Annotated in this window: 19 protein-coding genes; 7 read left to right on the top strand and 12 right to left on the bottom strand. The window is 63.4% G+C overall.

From position 1 onward, the window contains the following. The first annotated feature begins 36 nt into the window (after positions 1–36). The gene (locus tag ACCD07_RS05715) at positions 37–399 is read left to right on the top strand and encodes a DUF6516 family protein (protein WP_413446758.1); all 363 of its coding nucleotides are present in this window, start codon (positions 37–39) and stop codon (positions 397–399) included. Beyond that, positions 399–749, top strand: coding sequence for a transcriptional regulator (locus tag ACCD07_RS05710; protein WP_413446757.1), 351 nt, complete (start codon positions 399–401; stop codon positions 747–749). The genes ACCD07_RS05715 and ACCD07_RS05710 overlap by 1 nt, the downstream gene beginning before the upstream one ends. Before the next feature lie 39 nt (positions 750–788). Here the strand turns inward: ACCD07_RS05710 and ACCD07_RS05705 are convergent, their stop codons facing one another. Together ACCD07_RS05705 and ACCD07_RS05700 are read right to left on the bottom strand one after the other, a co-directional pair. Next, complete coding sequence (locus ACCD07_RS05705) at positions 789–2,129, bottom strand: hypothetical protein (RefSeq protein ID WP_413446756.1); 1,341 nt, start codon at positions 2,127–2,129, stop codon at positions 789–791. A gap of 135 nt (positions 2,130–2,264) precedes the next feature. Further along, on the bottom strand, positions 2,265–2,768 hold the full coding sequence (locus tag ACCD07_RS05700; RefSeq protein ID WP_413446755.1) for a DNA-deoxyinosine glycosylase: 504 nt from the start codon (positions 2,766–2,768) through the stop codon (positions 2,265–2,267). A gap of 86 nt (positions 2,769–2,854) precedes the next feature. On the opposite strand from ACCD07_RS05700, the gene ACCD07_RS05695 reads away from it, so the two are divergent. Further along, entirely contained in the window at positions 2,855–3,292 is a 438-nt protein-coding gene (locus ACCD07_RS05695) for a DUF962 domain-containing protein (RefSeq protein WP_413446754.1), read from the top strand. Here the strand turns inward: ACCD07_RS05695 and ACCD07_RS05690 are convergent. After that, on the bottom strand, positions 3,289–3,414 hold the full coding sequence (locus ACCD07_RS05690) for a hypothetical protein (protein WP_353401072.1): 126 nt from the start codon (positions 3,412–3,414) through the stop codon (positions 3,289–3,291). The genes ACCD07_RS05695 and ACCD07_RS05690 overlap by 4 nt on opposite strands. 160 nt (positions 3,415–3,574) lie before the next feature. On the opposite strand from ACCD07_RS05690, the gene ACCD07_RS05685 reads away from it, so the two are divergent. Genes ACCD07_RS05685 through ACCD07_RS05675 form a run of 3 tightly spaced genes read left to right on the top strand, consistent with a single transcriptional unit; the run spans position 3,575 to position 5,229 of the window. Further along, positions 3,575–4,495 (top strand): DMT family transporter, encoded by a 921-nt coding sequence (locus ACCD07_RS05685; protein ID WP_413446753.1) that lies wholly within the window; start codon positions 3,575–3,577, stop codon positions 4,493–4,495. Beyond that, a complete protein-coding gene (locus tag ACCD07_RS05680; RefSeq protein ID WP_176652365.1) occupies positions 4,495–5,001 on the top strand; it encodes a GNAT family N-acetyltransferase in 507 nt (168 codons plus the stop codon). The genes ACCD07_RS05685 and ACCD07_RS05680 overlap by 1 nt, the downstream gene beginning before the upstream one ends. A gap of 51 nt (positions 5,002–5,052) precedes the next feature. Continuing rightward, positions 5,053–5,229 carry a hypothetical protein gene (locus ACCD07_RS05675; protein ID WP_176652364.1) on the top strand — a complete coding sequence of 59 codons (177 nt, stop codon included), beginning with the start codon at positions 5,053–5,055 and terminating at the stop codon, positions 5,227–5,229. Here the strand turns inward: ACCD07_RS05675 and ACCD07_RS05670 are convergent. From ACCD07_RS05670 to hutU, 8 genes are all read right to left on the bottom strand, one after another. Further along, the gene (locus ACCD07_RS05670) at positions 5,215–6,726 is read right to left on the bottom strand and encodes a glycine betaine ABC transporter substrate-binding protein (protein ID WP_413446795.1); all 1,512 of its coding nucleotides are present in this window, start codon (positions 6,724–6,726) and stop codon (positions 5,215–5,217) included. The two genes, ACCD07_RS05675 and ACCD07_RS05670, sit on opposite strands and share 15 nt — an antisense overlap. Before the next feature lie 105 nt (positions 6,727–6,831). After that, on the bottom strand, positions 6,832–9,462 hold the full coding sequence (locus ACCD07_RS05665; RefSeq protein WP_413446752.1) for a zinc-dependent metalloprotease: 2,631 nt from the start codon (positions 9,460–9,462) through the stop codon (positions 6,832–6,834). A gap of 119 nt (positions 9,463–9,581) precedes the next feature. Beyond that, positions 9,582–10,793 carry an imidazolonepropionase gene (gene hutI, locus ACCD07_RS05660; RefSeq protein WP_413446751.1) on the bottom strand — a complete coding sequence of 404 codons (1,212 nt, stop codon included), beginning with the start codon at positions 10,791–10,793 and terminating at the stop codon, positions 9,582–9,584. A gap of 12 nt (positions 10,794–10,805) precedes the next feature. Continuing rightward, a complete protein-coding gene (locus tag ACCD07_RS05655) occupies positions 10,806–11,381 on the bottom strand; it encodes a HutD family protein (protein WP_353401081.1) in 576 nt (191 codons plus the stop codon). Continuing rightward, a complete protein-coding gene (locus ACCD07_RS05650) occupies positions 11,378–12,742 on the bottom strand; it encodes a formimidoylglutamate deiminase (RefSeq protein ID WP_413446750.1) in 1,365 nt (454 codons plus the stop codon). The genes ACCD07_RS05655 and ACCD07_RS05650 overlap by 4 nt, the downstream gene beginning before the upstream one ends. Then, complete coding sequence (gene hutG, locus ACCD07_RS05645; RefSeq protein ID WP_353401084.1) at positions 12,739–13,527, bottom strand: N-formylglutamate deformylase; 789 nt, start codon at positions 13,525–13,527, stop codon at positions 12,739–12,741. The genes ACCD07_RS05650 and hutG overlap by 4 nt, the downstream gene beginning before the upstream one ends. An 11-nt stretch (positions 13,528–13,538) precedes the next feature. Then, the gene (gene hutH / locus ACCD07_RS05640; RefSeq protein ID WP_413446749.1) at positions 13,539–15,086 is read right to left on the bottom strand and encodes a histidine ammonia-lyase; all 1,548 of its coding nucleotides are present in this window, start codon (positions 15,084–15,086) and stop codon (positions 13,539–13,541) included. Between the two features lie 13 nt (positions 15,087–15,099). Further along, positions 15,100–16,803, bottom strand: coding sequence for a urocanate hydratase (gene hutU / locus ACCD07_RS05635; protein WP_176652357.1), 1,704 nt, complete (start codon positions 16,801–16,803; stop codon positions 15,100–15,102). A gap of 215 nt (positions 16,804–17,018) precedes the next feature. Between hutU and ACCD07_RS05630 the strand changes: the two genes are divergently transcribed. Next, positions 17,019–18,551, top strand: a complete 1,533-nt coding sequence (locus ACCD07_RS05630; protein ID WP_413446748.1) for a Fic family protein — start codon at positions 17,019–17,021, stop codon at positions 18,549–18,551. On the opposite strand, the gene ACCD07_RS05625 is transcribed toward ACCD07_RS05630, so the two are convergent. Next, on the bottom strand, positions 18,548–20,239 hold the full coding sequence (locus ACCD07_RS05625) for an amidohydrolase (protein ID WP_413446747.1): 1,692 nt from the start codon (positions 20,237–20,239) through the stop codon (positions 18,548–18,550). The genes ACCD07_RS05630 and ACCD07_RS05625 overlap by 4 nt on opposite strands. Positions 20,240–20,303 lie beyond the last annotated feature (64 nt).

Here is a 20,303-nt window from a genome sequence, read left to right as displayed (position 1 = left end):
CGGGAAAAGCATATCACCAGATGATATACTCACCGCATGAAGATCGATCCGGCCCTTGACACCTTGCTCGACCTGGACGGCTCAGTACTCGACCAAGGTGACGGCTATTGGATCAAAATAGAAGCCAAGCGGACTGACGTTACAGTCGAGGTTCCACATGGTATCCGCTACTCGCTAACGCTGCACGAACCATATGGAAAACGCATCCTCGGTTACGATAATGCCCACATGGTAAAGCCGCCAAAGAAGTTCAAGTATGCGGGACGCATCTTGGCTTTCGACCACAAACATCGACATCCATCAGATCAAGGAGTGCCATATGAGTTCAAGGATGCCCAGCAACTCATCAACGATTTCTTTGCGGACGTGGACCGCATACTGCAGGAGGTAAGAAAGTGATGAAACCGATTTTTATTGGCATCTTGTCGCAAGAGAAAATTCGCGAGCGCGTGCTCGCGATCGCACGCGGCAGTTATAAACCGAAGCCGAACGAGCCCAAAGTCTGGTTCACGTCCATGAAATCGCTGGCCGAGGTCCTGAGTGATGAAAACCGGGCGTTGCTTCACGTGATTACGGAAACGCAACCCGAATCCATTTCTGCATTGGCAGAAGTAACCGGCCGCAAACCAAGCAACTTGTCGCGCACGTTGAAAACCATGTCCAACTACGGCATCGTGGAGTTGAGACGGGAACGGAATCAAGTGCGCCCAGTAGCCAAAGCTACAGAGTTTCGTATTGTCGCGCATTGATTCGCACTGCTCCAACTTGACGTTATCCGACAAACTCAACTAATGCCATCCAGGAAGCGAGTAGTCCATTCTTAAGTGTTCAAGCTGCATCTTCACAAGACGCGCCGCATCAATCCCCAAGTGTAAGCTGAGCTCCTTCCGAATGAGCCGCTGTAGCATTTCTTGGGCTTTGGGAACGACCCAATAGTCCCGTAAAGATAGTCGTGTCTTACGGGCATGGACAAGCTCTCCCCGCTTTAAAAATATTTTGCGAAAGTCCTCTCTAAGTCGAATCCTGTCTGCCACCGAATTTCCCATGAGGTAGGAGTACCGCTCAGCCAAGCGCGCTGCCGTTCCAAGCTCCTGCATTCCTGAACTTTTCTCTCCCAAAATGGACTCCATCCCTATACAACATTGAAGCAAGGAAATCGTTTGATTCGATGAAATCAGGGAGTCCAGCAGCCATTCAATGCCGGCACCGATTCCGACAGCGTGCTCGTCGGAACTTAGTGTTTCGATGAATTCCAAGATCGGAGTAAGCAATTCCCTTATACCGGAGATAGTTAACTGCCCGGAGTTTGTGAACGTCATGCCCCGCAAAAAATTGGCCATATCACTTGGCAACCCCAAACAGGCCTTGCCCGAGTCAACCGCTTCGTGACAGGCCACATGGACGGGTTCCCCATAATCCCCATCAGTAGGATAGTCAAGGCGATAGACTTCACGCCTCTCCAATAAGCCGATTTCCATAGCAAATACCAGCAAGACCTTCAATTTAAGCAAGGCAGCGGAGAGGATGGGCGGCACCTCGTTCGGGTGCGAAGGGCTCAGAAATCCCTTCTCTAAAATCTGAAGATAAATTGTTTCTCGACGCAAAAGAATCGCTGCTATAGGAGCGATAGCTTCCATGAACTCTTCTGCGGTTGCTGCGCGACTCGTGTCACCCAAGGGTCTATCGGGGCGTATGAGCGCGTTCGTCGCTACCGAAGGTTTTGCTGTGCCGAGCAAGGTCATTGAATCAGTCAAAACCAGCTCGGTTATCGTTTCTCCTCCCCAATATAGACCTGGTAACTCTATGTAAATATTGTATTGTCGAGGATACGATTCAAGCTCTTGAATCGCGTCAAGACATAGCTGATCCAAGAGCTCAATATTCTCCGCTGCTGATAGCGAGCCGACTACGCCAGTCAATAAATCAGACTTGCCATGTAAAAACCACCACAGTACATCTCCCACGTCATCTACAGTCCAAATCTCGGCCCATCTTTGATCTTGAAAAAGAACCTTGCAAAAGCCGTGCAGCGCGGCTTCGGGGATACATGCGCTTCTGCTGTGTTCAAAGTGGATATTACCCAGGCACCACCTGAGTGATTTCTTTTGCGACGAAAGCAACTGAGTCATAGGAGATCGGGAGATGCATTGAGGAGACAGTCATAGGCCGGACACGACGACACGTTTCTAACTCGGGGCGATGAATTTATTTTACGGCAGATAGTTTGAGAATCGGCGCCGTCAACCGGACGCCGGTCGCGCGTTCTAGATGAGTGTTTTCCATTGCTCCAGCTTTTGCACCAGTGTGAGCGAAGCGTGGGCCGGAGACGTCGATGGCAGCACCAGCGTGCGGTATCCGGCGGCCGCAAACTGCGGCGCGAACTTGCCGGAGGTTTGGCCGTTGAAGCCCACCGTTTCCAGCAACGGACAGAGCACGCGCAGGCGCGCGAAGTCGTTGGCGGCGGGTTTGCGGATGGCGGAGTCGAGGCTGCCCTCGCGCTCGCACGCGCCCAGCACATCCCACAAACCGAAACCATGCGCCAGCAGGCGCGGCAGGCGTTCGTCATACGGCAGCTGCGCCAGCGGCTCGCCGGTCAGCGCCGACAATATCGGCCACAGCAAGTTGCGCGGATGCGCATAATATTGTTGCGCCGCCAGCGACGCCGCGCCGGGGAAGCTGCCCAGCACCAGGATGCGGGTGCCGGCGTCCACCACCGGCGCGAGGCCGGTCAGCGGGGCGGAGGGAATGGCGGAAGCTGGTTTGGACATGACGGCATTCTACCGCGTCGCGCAGCCGCGTTTCGGGTGTAGAATTTGTCAACGGCACGACCGTACTAAAAAAACCGGAGACACCCATGTCGCAAACCCGCACCATCGACACGCTGCTGGCCCAGTACAGCGAAAGCCATCTGAACCCGACCAACGAGCTGATCCACTTCGTCTGCGTGCCCATCATCGTCTTCACGCTGCTGGGCCTGCTATGGGCGATCCATCCGCTGGTGGCGGTGGCCGTCACCCTGGCGTCGCTGGCGTATTATTTCAAGCTGTCGAAGCCGTTCGCGGTGGGGATGTTGCTGATGTCGGCGCTGTTCCTGGCCGTGCTGGCCGCGCTGCCGGACAGGGCTGTGTTGCCGCTGTCGGTGGCGATCTTCGTGCTGGCGTGGATAGGCCAGTTTATCGGCCACAAGATCGAAGGCAAGAAACCATCCTTTTTCGACGACCTGCGCTTCCTGCTGATCGGCCCGCTGTTCGTGCTGGGCTTTTTGTACCGCCGCTTGAAACTGGCGTACTAGTGGAAGCCGGTGAAGGCGAACAGCCCCTGCAACTCGTCGTCGGCAAGCAGCAGCACCAGCGCGGTACTGACCGCGACATAGCCCAGCAGCGTGATGACCTTGATTTGCAGCGCGGTGCTCATTACCGCTCTCCCGTTGACGATTAGTGTTTCCATCATACTTGCATTTTCAACAAAAACCCCGATTCGTACAATTGGGAAACAATTTATTTGGGCACCTGTTGCGTCGCAACAAAACCGTAGACGCTAGGCAAGATGCGGCCCGGACAGCTATACTCGTTTGATGTCCTCTCCACTTCTATTCATCATCGCCTGTTTGATCTGGGGCTCCACTTTCTTCGCCATCACGCTGCAACTGGGCGAGGTCGCGCCGGCCGTCTCTGTGGTCTACCGCTTCGCCCTGTCGGCGGCGGTGCTGTTCGCCTGGTGCCTGGCGCGCGGCGACAAGCTGCTGCTGCCATGGCGCACCCAGCGCTGGATGTTGCTGCAAGGTTGCGCCACCTTCGCCCTCAGCTACATCTGCACCTACACTTCCGAGCAATACCTGGTATCCGGCCTGGTCGCCGTGCTGTTCGCGCTGATGGTGTTCTGGAATCCCATCCTCAACCATTTCGCCTTCGGCTCGCCGCTCGGCTGGCGCACCTGGAGCGCCGGCGCGGTCGCCATCTGCGGCGTCACGCTGCTGTTCTTCCAGTCGATCCACGGCGCGTGGACTGAAATCATGTCCGGCGGCAACGGCCACTTTTTGCTTGGACTGATGCTGGCGGTCACCGCCACCGTCGCCAGCTCGATCGGCAACGTGGTCGTGGTCAAGGTGCGCGAGCAATCGTCCAACGTGCCGCTGACGATGGCCTGGTCGATGATGTGGGGCAGCATGCTGGTGACGCTGTGGGTACTGCTCAGCGGTCAGTCGTTCACCATGCCCAGCGGCGCGAAATACTGGGGCGGCCTGCTGTATCTGGCGCTGTTCGGCTCGGTGATCGCCTTCGCCGCCTATTTCACGCTGATCCACCGCATCGGCTCGCACAAGGCGGTCTACATCGGCGTCGTCACGCCGGTCATTTCCGTGCTGCTGTCGATCCAGCTGGAACATTTCCGCCCCGGAACCATGGAATGGGCCGGCATGGTATTGTGCCTGTCCAGCGTCGCCTGGGCGCTGCAATCCGATACACCTCTTCCCGCAGAAAGCATGGTAGAAGCCTGATGACACCTTCCGATTTGACCATACGCCCGGCCCGGCCGGCAGACGTCGCCGCTATCTTCGGCATGATTTATGAACTGGCCGTGTTTGAAAAACTCGAGCACATGGTGGTCGCCAACGAGGCCATGCTGCACGACAGCCTGTTCTGCGCCAAGCCCGTGTGCGAGGCGCTGGTCGGCGAGGCCGGCGGCGAGGTCGTCACCTTCGCCTTGTTCTTCCACAACTTCTCCACCTTCCTGTGCAAGAAGGGCCTGTACCTGGAAGACCTGTACGTCAAGCAAAGCTGCCGCGGCAAGGGCTACGGCAAGCAGATGCTGGTGGCGCTGGCGCAACTGGCGGTGGAGCGTGATTGCGGCCGCTTCGAATGGTCGGTGCTGGACTGGAACGCCAACGCCATCAAGTTCTACGAAGGCATGGGCGCGTCGCTGTTGCCGGACTGGCGCATCTGTCGCGTCACCGGAGGCGCACTGACCCATATGGCCCAAGACTTGATCCAGAACAAGGCGTAAAGTTATCAACCTTACAAAATGACTGCTGATGCGAACCTGCAGGAGTCAGTCATGATCAAACTACCGCCCCTGGCCATCGTGGTCTACAAAGCTTATCTGCGCTCGCGGTTGGAGCGCTATACCCGCGCGCTGGAAGTCATCGCCGCCCAGCGCGAGAACGATTTCCACGCCGAGCGCGTGCTGCACAAGGAAGTCGTCGTCACTCGCTCGAAGCTACATTCCCTGTGACGGCGCTCGGCTGGCCAGCCGCTCCAGCAGCTCGAACGCGCCCTGGGTCAGCAGCGCCAGCACCGCCGCCGGAATCGCTCCGGCCAGCAGCATGTCGTTGTCGTTCAGCGCCAGGCCGATGGTGATGCGCTCGCCGTAGCCGCCGGCGCCGATGAAGGCGGCGATGGTGGCCGTTCCCACGCTCATCACCGCCGCCGTTTTCACGCCGGCCAATATCACCGGCAGCGCCAGCGGCAGCTCGATATGCACCAGCCGCTGGAACGGCCGCAGTCCCAGCGCCAGCGCCGCCAGCCGCAGGCCGGCCGGCACCTGCAGCAGCCCGGTGCAGGTGTTGCGCACGATGGGCAGCAGCGCATACACCAGCAGCGCCACCAGCGCCGGCACCGTGCCTATCGTGCCGAGCAAGGGTATCAGCAGCGCCAGCAAGGCCAGCGAGGGCACCGTCTGCAGCACGCCCGTCGCCGCCAGCACCACCTGCCGCAGGCGCGGGAAGAACGCCGCCAGCACGCCCAGCGGAACGCCGATCAGGCACGCCATGACGACCGCGAACAGCACCAGCGTGACGTGCTGGCGCGTCAGCGTCCACAGGCTCTTGTCGAAGATCTTGGCCATCAGGCCATCCCTGACCTGGGCAGGAGCCGTTGACTGCGCCGTCGTCGCGGAGGCAGCGCCGGCAGCGGCCAGCGGCTTGTGCGCCGCCAGCCAGTCGCGCGCCACGTGGGCGAAATTCTGGCCGTCGATTTCGGCCGAGGCGTTCATCGCGATCATGTCGGCGGCGCTGATGCGCCCCTCCAGCTGCGTGATCGCCTTCCACGCGGCCGGAAAGCGCGCGGCCGCATCGAGCCGGTACAGCAGCACCGCATCGTAGCGGGGAAAGTAGGCGCGGTCGTCGTCCAGCACGCGCAGGCCGTACTGGCGGATCTTGGCGTCGGTGGAGTAGATGTCGATGACGTCGACCTGGCGCTGCATCAGCGCCTCGTAGGCGATGCCGTGGTCCAGTCCCTCGGGCCGCTGCGGCAGGCCGTAGAGTTTGGCCAGTCCCGGCCAGCCGTCGGCGCGGCCGATGAATTCATGCGACAGGCCCAGACGCAGCTTCGGCGCGGCCGCCAGTTCGCTCAGCTTGTGCAGGCCATCGGGCCCACCGCGCATCGCCAGCGCATAGGTATTGTTGAAGCCCAGCGGCACAGCCACGCCCAGTCCCATCGGCGCCAGTTCGCGGCGGATCTGCTCCAGCGGCGCGGCCTGCGCGTGCTTGAGGATTTCAAGGTCGATGGTGCCGAGATATTCGGGATAGACGTCGATGCGGCCGGCCTGCAGCGCCGCCAGCACGATGGCGGTATTGCCCAGTCCCTGCAGGTGCTCGGCCTTGGCGTACGGCGCGGCCGTCTGCGTCAGCACCTCGCCGAGGATGTACGACTCGGTGAAGCGCTTCGACCCCACATGCAGCGTATCGCCCGGCGCGGCCCACGCCGCACAAGCGAATATCAGCGACAGCAGCGACAGCAAAACTGGCAAACGTGCGCGCACAAGCACTCCGGATTGATGATCAATCCGGCAAGCTTACCATTGCTGGGCTAACCCGGCTGTATTGGGTCGCGCTGGCTATGTGCCCACGCGCAGCATCGGCGCCCTCAAGGCCTGGCTCAGCGTTTCGTACGACTCCGACAGATGCGCCTTGGCCTCGCGGCACATCGGCTTGCCCATCGCGGCGCGGATCTCGCGCTGCAGCTTGAGCGCGTTCTCGCGCTGCAGGCTGCGCGCGTCGGCCGGCGTGGCCGGCGAGCCGCGCAGCAGCGTCGCCGCCACGCGCTTGAGGTGCTCGCGCTGCAGGTTGCGCCGCATGCCGCTGATGTCCTTGCCGGTTTTCAGCTCGCTCCACACCGCGCCCTGCACCGTGGAGTACAGCTCTTCGAGGCCCAGCGCCTGTTTGCGGTCGTCCAGCTTTTCCTGGGAATCCAGCAAGCGCGCGGCCACGCCGTCGGACATCAGCTGATCGAGCGCGGCGGCCTGCAGGAACAGCACCCGCTGGCTGACCGACACGTCGGCCCTGCCGCGCGTTTCGAAATGATCCGGCGCCAGGCGGCTGATCATCGCCGGCGTGAACCTGAAGCTGTCCGACTTGAACAGGCTGTTGGTCAACATGCGCAAGGCCTCGCGCTGGCGCGGCAGCGGCACCGGCGTGAAGGTCGCCCGCCCGGTGCCGGCGTGGTCGCGCAGATACGTCACCCCGCCCACATACTTGACCACCACCGGCATGGTGCGCGCAAACTGCTGGAAGCCGTAATCGAAGCCGCGGCGCAGCGTCTCATAGCTCTCGCCCGGCTTGAGCGTACGGGTCTCGATCCGGTCCCACAGCTCGCGCGACATCGTCAGGCGGCGTTGGAAGTAAGCCAGCGGATCGCTGCCCAGGTCGAACACGTTGACGTCCGGGTCGGAGTTGAATCCGCCAGCATCCTGGTCGGTGCCAAACGCCAGTTGCGGCTCGTTCGAGCGCGCGGCGATCTTCGCCAGCTCCGCCTTCTCCTGCGCGGCCTCCATCGGTTTATAGGCGTATTCAATCGCCCAGTAGTCGTAAGGGCCCAGCGTGGACGCCACGTACTCGCCCTGCTTCTCGCCCTTCAGCGACAGATTGAACGGCGTGTAGTCCATCACCGAACCGGCCAAGCTGTTCTTCTTCGTGAATTCCGGATCCTGCAGTTCCTTCAGGCTGTAGATGGTGGACGAGCGGAAGTTGTGCCGCAAGCCCAGCGTATGTCCCACTTCATGCATGATCACCGAACGCACATAAGCCTGCGCCACGGCGTCCGCCTCGGGGCTGCCCATTTCCAGTTCGCCGCGCGCCTCCAGCAGGCCCATGGCGAAGCCCATCTCCTGCGCCGACTCGTCCAGGTAGTCGCAGTGCGCCTCCGCCCCCGCCACCGCACGCGGCTGGAGCGACATGCCGTCCTCGCCGACCAGGCGCCGCGCGCCGCGCGCGAACACGTCGGACATGGCGATGTCAGCATCCAGTATTTCGCCGCTGCGCGGATCGACCTGGCGCGGACCGATGGCCAGGCCCGCATCGCTGCCGAAGTACCAGCGCACCGACGCGTGCCGCGCATCCATCGTATCGAAGCGGTCGGCCTCGGTCTGCTGCTTGACCACGATGGCGTTCTTGAAACCGATGCGCTCGAACGCGGCGTTCCATGCCAGCACGCCCTGCCGCACCGATTCGCGATACTTCTCGGGGATGTTCGCATCCAGCCAATAAACGATGGGCTGTTTGGGCTCCGACAGCTCCAGCGCCGGGTCCTGCTTTTCAAGCCGCCAGCGCTCCACCAGGTGCACCGCCGTGGTCGGCGTCACGTCGTCGGAAAAGTCCTGCGAGGTGCTGACGAAATGGCCGATGCGGTCGTCCGCCAGCCGGCCATGCATGGGCTGCGCGGGCAGCGGCATGAAGCTGTAATAGAAGCCGAGGAACATGCTGCGCGGGTCCGGCAGCGTGGTCGGCGGACTGGCGACGGCCAGCGGCACGGTCGGCATGACCACCGGCGGCGCCGGAATGCGCGGCACGTAATAGTGGGCATTGACCTGGAAGCCGGTCATGGCTTCGTCCGAACGCACCGTCAGGAAGCTGCTGTTACGCGGATCCATCACATACGCCAGGCGGAAGGCCGCTTCCAGCCGCGTGGTAAACCCGGGGATGTCGCCGAACAGCAGGTTGTTCGCTTCGATCAGGATGCCGTGGTTTTGCGGATTCGGGCCGCTGGCCACCGGCGCGATGGCCAGCAGGCTGTCCGAGAACGCCTGCGACACCGCCAATGCCTGCGGCGTGCCGCCCTTGGCGCCGAACCCGGTGTTCTTGGCGATCATCTGCACCAGGCTGCCGACGCGATGGAACACCACCACCTGGCTGAAGCCCATCTGGCTGCCGTACACGCCACGCTCGCCGATCCCGTTCGGCATATTCACGGTCATGAAGATCGGCTTGTCGAACTGGTCGGGGCGCAGCTCGATCCAGACCTTTTCCTCTTTCTGGTACAGGTTCAGGAATCCCAGCACGTGGACGACGCCGCGTACCACGTCGACGAAGGGCCGCACCGCAACGGCGGGCGCGATGGCCGGCACCGGCACGGCGGCCGGCTGCAAGGGCGCGGTGGCGACCACCGGCACTTCCGGCACATGCGGGGTTGGCGACGGCGGCACCGGCTCCTGGGCCAGCACCTGCGCGGCCAGGCCTGGGCCCAACATCATCAGGACCGCGACGCGGAGGGAATTCAAGGCAAACATGGTTATCCTGTTACGTGTAGAGGCATCCCGGATAATGTAACCGAAAGGCCAACGCACGAAACGGAATTTTGAGAGCGTTCCCTCTAAACTTGCGGCGAACGCAACACCCCGCCGTTAGCCACGCCGCAGCAGGGATTGAGGCCGATGGCGTACGACAGGTCGGCCGGACGGGCGATGCGCCACAGCGCGAAATCGGCGCGCTTGCCCACTTCCAGGCTGCCGATCTGCCCATCGCGGCCCAGCGCGCGGGCGGCATGCACGGTACAACCGGCCAGCGCCTCCAGCGGCGTCAGTCGCCACAGGGTGCAGACCATATTCATCGCCAGCAGCAGGGACGTCATCGGCGAGGTGCCGGGATTGCAGTCGGTGGCGACCGCCATCGGCACGCCTGCGGCGCGCAGCGCGGCCACCGGCGGCGGCGTGGTGTCGCGCAGGAAGTAGTAGGCGCCGGGCAGCAGCACGGCCACGGTGCCGGCGGCGGCCATCGCGCTGATGCCCGCCGCGCCCAGATGTTCGAGATGGTCGGCCGACAGGCCCTGGTAGCGCGCCACCAGTTCCGCGCCGCGCTGGTCGGACAGCTGCTCCGCATGCAGCTTGACCGGCAGGCCGTGCTCGCGCGCGGCCTGGAACACGCGCTCCGTCTGTTCATGCGAAAAGCCGATGCGCTCGCAGAAGGCATCGACCGCGTCGGCCAATCCTTCTGCGGCCAGCGGCGCGATCATCGCGCATACTTCGGTGATGTAGTCGTCGGCGCGGCCGGCGAATTCCGGCGGCAACGCGTGCGCGCCGAGGAAGGTGGTCGCCACGCCGACCGGCAGTTCGCGGCCGATGCGGCGCGCGACGCGCAGCATGTTCGCTTCCGATTCCAGGGTCAGGCCGTAGCCGGATTTGATTTCCAGCGTGGTCACGCCCTCGGCCAGCAGGCTGCGCACGCGCGGCAGGCTTTGCTGCATCAGCTCATCTTCCGACGCGGCGCGGGTGGCACGCACGGTGGACATGATGCCGCCGCCGGCGCGGGCGATGTCCTCGTAGGTGGCGCCGTTGAGGCGCGCCTCGAATTCGTCGCTGCGGTTGCCGGCGTGGACGATGTGGGTGTGGCAGTCGATCAGGCCGGGCGTCAGCCAGCAGCCGCCGCCATCGTGCATGGTTTGCGCCACCGCCCCCGCAGCCATGTCGGCCTGGCGCCCCAGCCATGCGATGCGGCCATCCTTGACGGCGATGGCGCCATCGCGGATCTCACCGTAGCCGCCGGCCATGGTGGCCAGGTGCACATTGGTAAACAACACATCCCACATACAGGCAGCTTTCTAGTTATAGACGATGTCGACGACAAAGACGGTCGCCAGCGACGCTTCCATGGTCCACGCCTCCTCGGCCTCCATCACCACCACGTCGTAGCGCACCATGGCGATGCGTTCGCGCGCGCTGCTCAGCGTCAGGCTTTCGCCGTCGGCCAGGAACAGCAAGGTGGTGCCGCCGCGGCGCTTGAGTTCCTCCGTGCCGCGCACCACGCACGGCTCGAGCCGGTGGCGGCAGCGGCCGCGCCGCGTCATCACGTTGAAGTCGGTGGTCAGGGCGCCGGTGACGGTGGCGTGCACCGCCGCCTCGCCAGGGAATTCGATCAGCGGTTCGCTGGGGCTGAGCACGAAGCGCTCGTCGCCGAAATCCAGCAGCACGCCGTCGCCGTCGACCAGCGCCAGCGAACGGTCGATGCCGGGGAAGGACGAGAACGGGCCGCTCTGCGAGATGGTCGCCAGGCTGATGCGCCAGTCGAATTCATCGAAGCCGGCGCCGGTAGGGAAGACGGCGATTTCCGTGGTGCTGCCGCCGCCATTTTTCCACGGCGCGGGCCGCAGGCTTGCATACTGGATTAGCTGGGTCATCGGAACTCCCTCAGTTCGGCCAAGGTCTGCTTGAAGCGCGCAGCGATCGCCTGCTGCGCAACGTGCTGCTGATTGCGTACCACCCACTGGCCGCCGACCATGACGTCCTTGACCAGATTGTCATTGCCGCAGAAGACGAAGCTGCCGAGTACCTCGTCCAGCGCCAATCCATAAAAATTCGGATGCTGCTCGTCGAGCACGATCAGGTCGGCGCGGCGGCCAACCGCCAGCGCGCCCACCTTGCGCCCGCTCGCCTGCGCGCCGCCGCGCAAGGCGCCCTGCCACAAAAAGTCGCCGACGTTGCGTTCTTCGGCGGACACCGCGATATTGCGGCGCTGATGCTGCAGCCGCTGGCCGTATTCCAGCCAGCGCAGTTCCTCGACCGCACCTTGCGAAATATGGCTGTCGCTGCCGATGCCGAACCGTCCGCCCGCCGCCAGGAATTCCTCCAGCGGGAACAGGCCGTCGCCCAGGTTGGCCTCCGTCGTCGGGCACAGGCCCGCCACGGCGCCGCTCTGCGCCATCAGGTCCACCTCGTCGCGCATCAGGTGCGTGGCGTGGACCAGGCACCAGCGTTCGTTCACCTCCACCTGGTCCAGCAGCCATTGCACCGGGCGGCGTCCGCTCCAGTCCAGCGACTGCTGCACTTCCTGCTTCTGCTCCGCGATGTGGATATGCACCGGACGGTCGTCCGGCAGCGTCACCAGCACCTCGTTGATCTGCGCCACCGACGCCGCGCGCAACGAATGCGGCGCCACGCCGACCTCGGTCTGCCCATCGCGCAGCGGTTCCAGCGCCTCGATCACCCGCAACACGTCCTGCGGATCGGTCTTGAAGCGCCGCTGCTCCGGTTTCAGCGCGCTTTCGCCGAAGCCGGAATAACTATACAACACCGGCAGCATGGTGATGCCGATTCCCGCCAACCGTGCGGCGGCGATGACCCGCTCAGCCGTTTCCGCCGGACGGGGGTACATGGCGCCGTCCGGCGCGCGCTGCACGTAATGGAACTCGCACATCGCCGTATAGCCGTGGCGCAGGCACTCGGAAAACAGCTGGGCCGCGATGGCTTCGATATGCTCGGGCGTGATGTTGCGCGCGAAGCGGTACATCAGGTCGCGCCAGGTCCAGAAGCTGTCCTGGGTTTCGCCCGCCCTCTCGGTGCGTCCGCCCAGCGCCCGCTGGAAGCTGTGCGAATGCAGGTTGATCATGCCCGGCAGCGCATATTCAGCCACCTCGACGCCGGCCGGGGCTTCGGCACCGGCCGTCACGGCGGTGATGGCGCCAGCCGCATCCCACTCGATCAGCACATCCTTGCGCCATCCCTCCGGCAGCAAGGCATGGCGCGCAAACAGTCTGCTCATGCGCGCCCCCAGTCGGCGGCGGCCCGCGTCATTTCCTTCAGAACGCCCTGCACCCGCACCGCGAGGTCCGGGCGATAGCCGTAAGGCGCTTCCTCATCCATATAAGTCGACTGGCACATCTCCAGCTGGATCGCGTGCACGTTCGCCGCAGGCCGGCCGTAGTGGCGCGTGATGTGGCCGCCCTTGAAGCGGCCGTTGACGGCCACGCTGAACCGTTCCTGCGCCAGCGCGCGCGACACGATGGCGTCGCTCAGACCCTGCGCGCAGCTGGTGCCGTCGGCGGTGCCGAAGTTCAGGTCCGGCAGCTTGCCTTCAAAGAAACGCGGCACGATGGACGCGATCGAATGCGCATCCCACAGCACCACGCGGCCATGCAGCGCCAGCAGCCGATCCAGCTCGGCGCGCAGTTGATCGTGATAGGGTTTCCAGTAGGCGGCAAGGCGGCGGCGCACCTCCGCCTCGTCCGGTGTGCGGCCGTCCAGATACAGCGGCTCGCGATGGAAGGTATCGACCGGACACAGGCCGGTCGTGTCCTGGCCGGGATACAAATTGGTATTCTCCGGCGGACGGTTCAAATCGATCGCATAGCGCGACCAGCGCGCCGACAAGGTCGATGCCCCCATCTCGCCAAGGAATTCATACAGGCGCACCAGATGCCAGTCCGTATCCTGCTTGTCCGTGGCGGCCGGCGTCATGCAGGCCGCCACCTCGTCCGGAATATCGGTGCCCACGTGCGGCATGGACACCAGCAAGGGTATGCTGCCTGCTTTGAACTGATAGTCCATGACGCCTCCTCTTATGGATGCAATGGCGTGAACAAACTCTTGCACGACGCGCTCAACTCGCCGCGCATGACCATGCCCTTGGCGGCCTCGATATCCGGTGCGAAGAAGCGGTCGGCGTCGAAGAACGGCACCTTCTGGCGCAGTTGCGCATGCACGTGCTCCAGTTGCGGCGACGTCTTCAGCGGACGATGGAAATCGATGCCCTGGGCTGCGGCCAGCAGCTCGATGCCTATGATGACAGCCGTATTCTGCGCCATATCGTCCAGGCGGCGCGCCGCATAGGTCGCCATGCTGACATGGTCCTCCTGGTTGGCCGAGGTCGGAATCGAATCGACGCTGCCAGGATGGGCCAGCGATTTGTTCTCCGACGCCAGCGCGGCGGCCGTCACGTGGGCGATCATGAAGCCCGAGTTCACGCCCGGATCGCGCACCAGGAACGGCGGCAGGCCGGACAAGGTGGCGTCGATCAGCAGCGCGATGCGGCGCTCGGAAATGGCGCCGATTTCGGCGATCGCCAACGCCAGCGTATCGGCGGCGAAGGCCACCGGTTCGGCGTGGAAGTTACCGCCCGAGACCACTACCGACAGCTCGCCATCCTTGAACAGCAGCGGATTGTCGGTCACCGCGTTGGCTTCGATCAGCAGCGTGCGCGAGGCGTTGCCGATGATGTCCCAGCATGCGCCCATCACTTGCGGCTGGCAGCGCAGGCAGTACGGGTCCTGCACGCGTTCGTCGCCGATCAGGTGCGAAGCGCGGATCGCGCTGTTGCTCACCAACTGGCGGTAAATCGATGCGGCGGCGATCTGGCCCGGCTGGCCGCGCACCTCGTGCACGCGCGCGTCGAACGGGGAATCGGATCCCTTGGCGGCGTCCAGCGACAGCGAGCCGGAGACCATGCCCGCTTCCAGCAGGCGCTCGGCCATGAACAAGCCGTGCAGCGCCAGCGCGGTCGACACCTGCGTGCCGTTGATCAGCGCCAGGCCCTCCTTCGCGGCCAGCACCACCGGCGCGATGCCGGCGGCCTTGAGCGCGTCGGCGGCCTGCATCAGCTCACCGTTGACGCGCACTTCGCCAACGCCCAGCATGGCCAGCGTCATGTGCGATAAGGGTGCCAGGTCGCCCGACGCGCCGACCGAACCCTTGGCCGGAATGGCCGGCATGATGCCGGCGTTGTACAGCGCGATCAGCGTGTTGATGATCAGCGGACGCACGCCGGAGTAGCCGCGCGCCAGGCTGCCGATCTTCATCAACAGGATCAGGCGGCAGACCGCATCCGACACCAGCTCGCCGGTACCGACCGAGTGCGACAGGATCAGGTTGCGCTGCAACTGTTCCAGCTTGTCGTCCGGGATGCGGGTCTTGGCCAGCAGGCCGAAACCGGTGTTGATGCCGTAGGCCGCGTCGCCCTTGGCCACGATGGCCTGCACGGCGGCGGCGGATGCCTCGATCACCGGATAGGCTTCGGCGGCCAGCGACAGCGGACCGGCCGCGCTCCACACGGCGCGCAGTTCGGAGAGCGTCATCGCGCCCGGCTTCAGGGTCAGTGCATTGGGGTTCATAGGTGTTCTCGAATTATTTAATCATAGGCAGATTGAGGCCGTTGCGCTTGGCACAGGCGATCGCCGTCTCGTATCCCGCATCGGCGTGACGCATCACGCCCGAGCCGCAGTCGTTGACCAGCACGCGCGCCAGGCGCTTGGCTGCGGCATCGGTGCCGTCGGCCACGATCACCACGCCCGAGTGCTGCGAATAGCCCATGCCCACGCCGCCGCCGTGGTGGAGCGACACCCAGGTCGCGCCGCCGGCGGTATTCAGCAATGCATTCAGCAGCGGCCAGTCGGAGACGGCGTCGGTGCCGTCCTTCATGCTTTCGGTTTCGCGGTTAGGGCTGGCGACGGAGCCGGTGTCCAGGTGGTCGCGGCCGATGACGATCGGCGCCTTCAGCTCGCCGTTGCGCACCATCTCGTTGAAGGCCAGGCCGGCGATGTGACGCTCGCCCAGGCCCAGCCAGCAGATGCGCGCCGGCAGCCCCTGAAAGGCGATGCGCTCGCGCGCCATGTCCAGCCAGCGGTGCACATTGGCGTGGTGGGGGAACAGCTCCTTGATCTTGGCGTCGGTCTTGTAAATATCCTCCGGATCGCCGGACAACGCCACCCAGCGGAACGGGCCGCGGCCTTCGCAGAATTGCGGACGGATATAGGCCGGCACGAAACCGGGGAAATCGAAGGCGTTCTTCACGCCGTGGTCGAACGCCACCTGGCGGATGTTGTTGCCGTAGTCGACCACCTTGGCGCCCAGCGCCTGGAAGTCCAGCATCGCCTGCACGTGCACGGCGCACGAGGCGGTGGCCGCCGCTTTCAGTTCTTCATGGCGCGCGGCGTCGTGCTGCGCAGCCTTCCACTGGTCCACCGACCAGCCTTGCGGCAGGTAGCCGTTGATCAGGTCATGCGCCGAGGTCTGGTCGGTCACCACGTCAGGCAGAATGCCGCCGGCCTTGGCGCGGCGCACCAGCTCCGGCAGCACGTCGGCCGCGTTGCCCAGCAGGCCGATGGAGATGGCGTCGCCGTTGGCCTTGTGCAGCTTGATCATCTCCAGCGCCTCGTCGATGCTGGCGGCCTGCTTGTCCAGATAGCGGGTACGCAGGCGGAAATCGATGCTGCTCTGCTGGCACTCGATGTTCAGCGACACGGCGCCGGCCATGGTCGCGGCCAGCGGCTGCGCGCCGCCCATGCCGCCCAGGCCCGCGGTCAGCACCCAGCGGCCTTTGAGGTCGCCGCCGAAATGCTGGCGGCCCGCTTCGGCGAAGGTCTCGAAGGTGCCCTGCACGATGCCCTGGGTGCCGATGTAGATCCACGAACCGGCCGTCATCTGGCCGTACATGAACAGGCCTTTGCGGTCCAGCTCATTGAAATGTTCCCAGTTGGCCCACTTCGGCACCAGGTTCGAATTGGCGATCAGCACGCGCGGCGCGTCCTCGTGGGTCTGGAACACGCCGACCGGCTTGCCGGACTGGATCAGCAGGGTTTGATTGTCTTCCAGCTCGCGCAGCGACGCCAGGATCTGGTCGTAGCATTCCCAGTTGCGGGCGGCGCGGCCGATGCCGCCGTAGACCACCAGGTGCTTGGGATTTTCCGCCACTTCCTTGTCCAGGTTGTTCTGGATCATGCGATAGGCCGCCTCGGCGCCCCAGTTCTTGCAGGTACGTTCCGGTCCGCGCGGGGCGCGGATTTCACGGCTGGCGTCAAAACGTGGATCGCTGTCTAAATGGGTCGTCATGGTGGCTCCTGCTCCTCAGTGGGTGGGACCGGCTGTTGGCACAAGGCCCGCGCACAGCCGGCGCATCCTCAAAGCATAAGTTGTCTATACAACTAAGTCAATCAGTTTTTTTAAGCGGACTCAGTGAACGAATAATTCTCGAGCTTGTCAAAAACATCATAAGCCCTTGCTATCTTGCCAGCATTCGCCGGCACACGCTCACCGGGAGCCTGAATATGGCGGCCTTGCCGATCAACATACAAAATCTGTTGCGCCACCGCACAGTCGAGAGTGAGCGCATTGAATACAAGTCCGGGTGGAATCCGGATGCTATCGTCCGCACCCTGTGTGCGTTCGCCAACGACTTTGAAAATCTCGGAGGCGGCTACATTGTCATCGGACAGGACTGCGATGCCGAGGGTCGGCCGGCGACTCCGCCTATTGGGGTGGCGGAAAATCAGATCGATAAGATTCAGCGGGAATTGTTGGCCGCCTGCCAGCAGATACATCCGCCCTACTTCCCTATTCTGAGCATCTGCGAGGTGGATAGCCGCAAGCTGATCGTGCTGCATGCCCCCGGTGGCATGAACCGTCCATACAAGGCGCCGTCGTCGGTCTCTTCCAGGCACAAAAGCTGGCACTACTACATCCGCCGCTACAGCAGCACAGTGGAGGCAAAAGGCGATGCCGAGCAGGAGCTACTAACCCTGACCGCCAACGTGCCATTCGATGACAGGGCGGCGCAGCAGGCACGGATAAGCGACTTGTCCAGGCCGTTAATGCTCGACTACCTTCGCGAAGTAGGCAGCGCGCTCGCAGACTACGCGGACAAGCTGTCAACGGAAGAACTGGCCCGCCAGATGAATATCCTTGATGGCTCGCCGGAGTGTCTTTGGCCGAAAAATGTAGGCCTCATGTTCTTTAGCGAAGCACCCGACAGGTTCTTTCCCTACAGCCAGATCGACGTGGTCTGGTTCCATGATGGCGTAGACGGCGATCATTTCGACGAGAAAATATTCAAAGGGCCACTGAACCGGATTGCCCGGGACTCCCTCAGCTACATCCAACGCAATTACCTGCACCAGACGATCCTGAAGCACCCCGACCGAGCGGAAGCCACGCGGGCGTGGAACTTCCCATATTCGGCGATTGAAGAGGCGTTGATCAACGCCGTGTATCACCGCTCGTATGAGGAGCGGGAGCCAATTGAAGTACGCATTATCCCGGAAGAAATAACGATACTCAGCTTTCCGGGGCCGGACCGGTCGATACGGCTTGAGGATTGGAGTGCCGGCCGCGCGGTCAGCCGGCGCTACCGGAATCGCCGGATCGGCGAATTCTTGAAGGAACTGGAGCTAACCGAAGGACGTTCGACAGGCGTTCCCAAGATACTGAAGGCGATGCGCGCCAACGGCTCGCCGCCGCCAGTGTTTGAAACCGACGATGAGCGCAGTTCCTGCCTGGTCCGCCTGCCGGTCCACGCGCTGGCAAAAGGCCCCGCCCCGGAAGTGACCCCGGAAGTGACCCCGGAAGTCACCCCTGAAGTTCGTCGTATGCTCAAGCTGCTCGTTGGCGAATGGCAACGCCAGCAACTCCAGCAAGCGCTTGGACTGAAGGATGATGAACATTTTCGCAAAACGTACCTACTGCCAGCGATCGAAGCCGGCCTCGTGCAGATGACTCTTCCCGATAAGCCTCGCAGCAGCAAACAGCGCTATCGCCTGACCTCGGACGGCCAGCAATGGCTGAAAATGAACGCGGGCAATTAATCCGGCCGCTTATCCCTCTTGTACACCCGCTTGCCGCCCATCCACGTCTGCAACACCTGCGTCTTGCCGATCTGCTCGGCCGGCACTTTGAACAGATCGCGGTCGATCAGGATGAAGTCGGCCCATTTGCCCGGCTCCAGCGAGCCGATGACGTTTTCCTGGTGCGCCGCGTAGGCCGCGTCCAGGGTGAAGCAGCGGAACGCTTCGATCAGCGTCATCGCCTGGTTCTTGTACCAGCCGCCCACCGGCACGCCGGCATTGTTCTGGCGCGTGACGGCCGCATGCAGGCCCTCGAACGGATTCGGCGACTCCACCGGGAAGTCCGAACCGCAGGCGATGCGCGAACCCTGGTCGAGGAAGGTGCGCCACGCATAGGCGCCCTTGATGCGGTCGTGGCCCACGCGCTGCTCGGCCATGTTCTGGTCCGACGTGGCGTGCGTCGGCTGCATCGACGGGATGATGCCCAGCGCCCTGAAGCGGGGGATATCGTCCAGCGCCACCACCTGCGCATGCTCGATGCGGTGGCGCAGCTCGACGTTGTTATATTTCGGGATCAGCTGCGCGTAGGCGTCGAGGATCTGACGGTTGCCGGCGTCGCCGATGGCGTGCACGTTGACTTGGTAGCCGGCCTTCATGGCCTTGTTCATCTTGGCCAGCATCTCGGCGTTCGGATAGAACAGCAGGCCCCTGGTCGACGGCATGTCGGAGTACGGCGCCAGCAGCGCCGCGCCGCGGCTGCCCAGCGCGCCGTCCGAATACAGCTTGACCGCCGCCAGCGCGTAGACGTCGTTGGCGTAGGATTTCAGCGGTCCCTCCTTCGACAGCTCGTCGAAATCGGCCGTGGTGTCGCCGATCATCGCGTAGACGCGGGTGGTCAGCTTGCCGTGGTCGGCGTAGTCGCGATACAGGTCGTCCTGCACCACCTTGATGCCGGCATCGTGCACGCTGGTCAGGCCGACCTTGGACAAGGCCGCCAGCGCGTTGTCCAGCATGCCCCGCGCGTCGGACGGCGTCGGCAGCGGCACCACTTTGTGCACCAGGTCCATCGCGGCGTCGACCAGCACCCCGGTCGGCTTGCCGGAGGCATCGCGTTCGATCTTGCCGCCTTTTGGATCCGGCGTGTCGCGCGAGACGCCGGCCATTTCCAGTGCCTTGGTATTGACCCAGATCGCGTGGCCGTCCACCCGGTGCAGCAACACCGGACGGTCCGCCACCACCGTATCCAGCTCGGCGGCGGTCGGGAAGCGGCCCAGCTTCCAGATCTCCTGGTTCCAGCCGAAGCCGATCACCCAGGCGTTCTTCGGATGCGACTTGCTGAAGTCGGCCACCGCCTTGAGCGCGCCGTTCAGCGTCGAAGGGCTGAACAGCTCCACGCTGGAAGCGATCTCGCCCAGTTCGAACACATGGCCGTGGGCGTCGATCAAGCCTGGCAGCAGGGTTTTGCCCTGCGCGTCGATATGCTGCGCCTTCGGCACACGGGCCGCCGTTTCCGCTTCGCTGCCGACGGCGACGATGCGCCCCAAGTCGTCGAACGCCAGCGACGTAAAACGCTGCAGCGCGCCGCCCGCGTTCAGCGTGTAGCCGTTGGCGTGGTCGATGATGGTGTCGGCTTGCGCCGGCAGGGCAGCGGATAACGCCAGGCTGACAGCCGCGGCCAGCGGGGACAGGGAAATAAAGGGGGCGCGCATCAATTCTCTCCATTCGGAAGCAAGATTCAGAGTGTAACCAAGTTTGGGCCGGGGTCAATCAAAC

It is taken from the genome of Duganella sp. Dugasp56, assembly GCF_047304105.1.
GTDB classification, from domain to species: Bacteria; Pseudomonadota; Gammaproteobacteria; order Burkholderiales; family Burkholderiaceae_D; genus Rugamonas; species Rugamonas hordei.
This window is presented reverse-complemented; position numbering and strand designations above follow the sequence as displayed.